Below are 3,218 nucleotides of genomic sequence, written 5' to 3'. Positions count from 1 at the left end.
GCCATGGGACGAGAGTACGTCGGGCAGTCTCCCCGGCCAGCCGGGAAAATCGGCAGGCCGTCAGACCGAAGCGTCCCAGGTGCGCAGCCAGATGCTGTGGTCGGCCTCGGCGAGCTTGGCGAGCGCGTCCTGCGGCAGCGGGTCGAAGGTGTCGGTGATGACGTAGCCCTGCTGGCCGCGGGTGGAGAGGTACTGCCCGGTCACGTTCGCGTTGGCGTCGGCGAGCAGGTCGTTGACGCTGGCCAGCACGCCCGGCACGTTGTCGTGCAGGAAGCCGATGCGGTGGCCGGCCTCGAGCTCGGGGGCCTGCACGGTCGGCAGGTTGACCGACAGCTCGGTGCGGCCCTGGCGTGCGAACGCCGCGAGCTTGGCGGAGACGAAGTAGCCGATCTCCTCCTGCGCCTCCTGGGTGGAGCCGCCCACGTGGGGGGTGAGGATGACGTTGTCCAGGCCGCGCAGCACCGACTCGAAGGTCTCGCCCTGCGCCTTGGGCTCGACGGGGAAGACGTCGATGGCGGCGCCCGCGATGTGGCCGGAGAGGATGTGCTCGCGCAGGGCGACGTCGTCGACGACCATGCCGCGCGAGGCGTTGATGAACAGGCTGCGGGGCTTCATCTTCGCGAGCTCCTCGGCGCCGAACATGCCGGCGTTGCCGGGCCGTCCGTCGACGTGGAGGCTGACCACGTCGGCCTCGGCGAGCAGCTCGTCGAGGCTGCGCATCCGCTGGGCGTTGCCGTGCGCGAGACGGTCGGCGGTGTCGTAGAAGATCACGCGCATGCCGAACGCCTCGGCCACGTTGCCGAGCTGGGTGCCGATGTTGCCGTAGCCGACGATGCCCAGCGTCCGGCCGCGCACCTCGTGGCTGCCCTGCGCCGACTTGTCCCAGATGCCCTCGTGCATGCGCTGGGTCTTCTCGGTCAGCCGGCGGCCGAGGGCGATGATCTCGCCGATGACGAGCTCGACGACGCTGCGCGTGTTGGAGTACGGCGCGTTGAAGACCGCCACGCCGCGCTTGCTGGCCGCGCCGAGGTCGACCTGGTTGGTGCCGATGCAGAAGCAGCCGACCGCGAGCAGGTCGGTCGCCGCCTCGAAGACGCGCTCGGTGAGGTGGGTGTTGGAGCGGATGCCCAGCAGCGACACGCCGGGCAGGGTCGCGACCAGCTCGTCCTCGGAGAGGGCGCCCGACCGCAGCTCGACGTCGAAGCCGTGGCCTTCGAGGATCTCGACGGCGGCCGGGTGGATGTTCTCGAGCAGCAGCACCTTCACGATCGACCAGCCTAGGTCTGCGTCCCGCCTGCCACCGAAACGGCGCCGATCGGTGGGACGCCCCGGCGAGGCGGTCCCGGTGGTGCTACGGCCGCATCCAGTGCGGGTGGGTCCGGTCGCCCTTGCACACGTAGCGCCGGCCCTGCGCGTCCCAGCCGCTGTGGCCGTAGCTGCTCTGCGGGCAGAACTGCCCGCCCCGGATGCAGGTGCCGCTCGACGTGCGCGTGCACGGGTGGGTGACCTGGTGGGTGACGGCGCGGTCGACGTGGTGGTCGGCGAGGGTGGTGGCGTTCGCGACCGTCGGGACGGCCACCAGGCCGGCCGAGGCGAGGGCGAACGCGGCGACGACGCTGCGAAGGGCCATGTCCGGGACGGTAGGCACGGCATCGCGGGTCGTCCTCGGAACGCTCCAGCCGGGGCCTCCGGACCAGACCGCTCGTCCACGTCGCCCCGGTCACATCGGCCGGGCCAGGTCCGGTTTCGCCACGGCGGGCGCGCGGCAGCGGCATAGTTGCGGAGCATGGGACCACGCCGGCGGATCGCCGCTGCAGCTCTGGCGGCACTCGCCGCCACCACCCTCACCACCGGGGCGGTGTCCGCCTCGCCCGGAGCGGCACCCGCGGGGGCCGGTGAGACCGTCGGCGCCACCGACGTCGGCACCTGGACGGTGCAGGACCTCGGGCAGGGCCGGTACGTCGTCGCCTGGCGCTCGCCCACGCGGTTCCCGATGACCTCCGACCGACCGACGATCGTCGGCCCGGCCGACGCCCAGGTCGGCACCCCCGAGCTCGACGCCGACGGTCGCACGGTGCGCGCGGTCGTCACCGCCGAGCGCCGGCCGGACCCGGCGGCGTACGACGTCCTGCTCTCCGGCGACCGTCTCGACACCCGCGGCGACGACCGCTACCGGTCGTCCACGGCTCCGGCCGCGGGCAAGGCCCTCGACCTCCCGGGCACGGTCACGCTGCCGGCCGACCCGGCCACCCGCGGCGACTTCGCGGTGACCACCAGCGACTACGAGCTCGACCCCGTGAAGCTGCCGGGCATGCCCGTGCCGATCGAGATGGTCGGCCACGTCGTCGAGCCCGCCGCCGACGCCGCCACCGGACCGCGTCCGCTCGTGCTGTTCCTGCACGGGCGCCACAGCGTCTGCTACGACCCGAAGGACCCCGACGCGTACGGCGACTGGCCCTGCCAGGCCCCGCTGAAGGAGATCCCGAGCCAGCTCGGCTACGACTACATCCAGCAGGTGCTCGCCTCCCAGGGCTACGCGACGGTCTCGGTGCGGGTCAACGGCATCAACGCCCAGGACTACCGGCTGCCCGACGGCGGTGCGGACGCCCGGGCCGAGATCGTCGAGCGCCACCTCGACCACTGGGCCGGCATCGCGGCTGCCCACCAGGTCGACCTCGACCGGGTCGTGCTCGTCGGTCACAGCCGTGGCGGCGAGGGCGTCGACCGCGCCTCGATCCAGATCCCGCTGAGCGCGCCCTACCGGGTGGTCGGCCAGGTGCTCATCGCCCCGACCGACTTCGGCGCGCAGACCGCGCCGTACGTGCCGACGGTGACGCTGCTGCCCTTCTGCGACGGCGACGTGAGCGACCTGCAGGGCCAGAAGTTCACCGACACCGCCCGCGACCTCACCACCGGCGACACCTCGCTGAAGAGCTCGGTGCTCGTCATGGGCGCCAACCACAACTACTTCAACACCGAGTGGACGCCCGGCCTCGCCCAGGCCCCGGCCTGGGACGACTGGGGCGGCGACCCCCAGGGGACGTGCGGCAAGCGCAACCCCGACCGGCTCAGCCCGCGCGAGCAGCAGGACGTCGGCACGGCGTACGTCGCCGGCGCCGTCCACCTCTTCGCAGCCGACGACGAGGACGCGCTGCCGCTCTTCGACGGCTCGCGGGTGCGGGTCGACTCGATCGGTGACGCGCAGGTCCTCAGCCACG

Annotated in this window: 3 protein-coding genes; 1 reads left to right on the top strand and 2 read right to left on the bottom strand. The window is 72.7% G+C overall.

Annotated elements, in window-relative coordinates; genetic code table 11:
* Positions 1-60: 60 nt before the first annotated feature.
* Positions 61-1,266, bottom strand: coding sequence for a phosphoglycerate dehydrogenase (gene serA, locus VGE38_RS07235; RefSeq protein ID WP_331141860.1), 1,206 nt, complete (start codon positions 1,264-1,266; stop codon positions 61-63).
* 85 nt (positions 1,267-1,351) lie between these two features.
* Positions 1,352-1,630, bottom strand: coding sequence for a hypothetical protein (locus VGE38_RS07230; RefSeq protein ID WP_331141859.1), 279 nt, complete (start codon positions 1,628-1,630; stop codon positions 1,352-1,354).
* A gap of 156 nt (positions 1,631-1,786) precedes the next feature.
* Between VGE38_RS07230 and VGE38_RS07225 the strand changes: the two genes are divergently transcribed.
* A partial coding sequence (locus VGE38_RS07225; RefSeq protein ID WP_524538544.1) for an alpha/beta hydrolase occupies positions 1,787-3,218 on the top strand: 1,432 nt, incomplete at its 3' end.

Source organism: Nocardioides sp. (assembly GCF_036405735.1).
Lineage (GTDB): Bacteria > Actinomycetota > Actinomycetes > Propionibacteriales > Nocardioidaceae > Nocardioides.
Note: the sequence above shows the minus strand (reverse complement) of the source record. Positions and strands in the feature narration are given on the sequence as shown.

What these genes read in the sequence shown, in the direction of transcription:
- VGE38_RS07230 (WP_331141859.1), bottom strand. Translation starts at nt 1,630, where the DNA reads ATGGCCCTTCGCAGCGTCGTCGCCGCGTTCGCCCTCGCCTCGGCCGGC.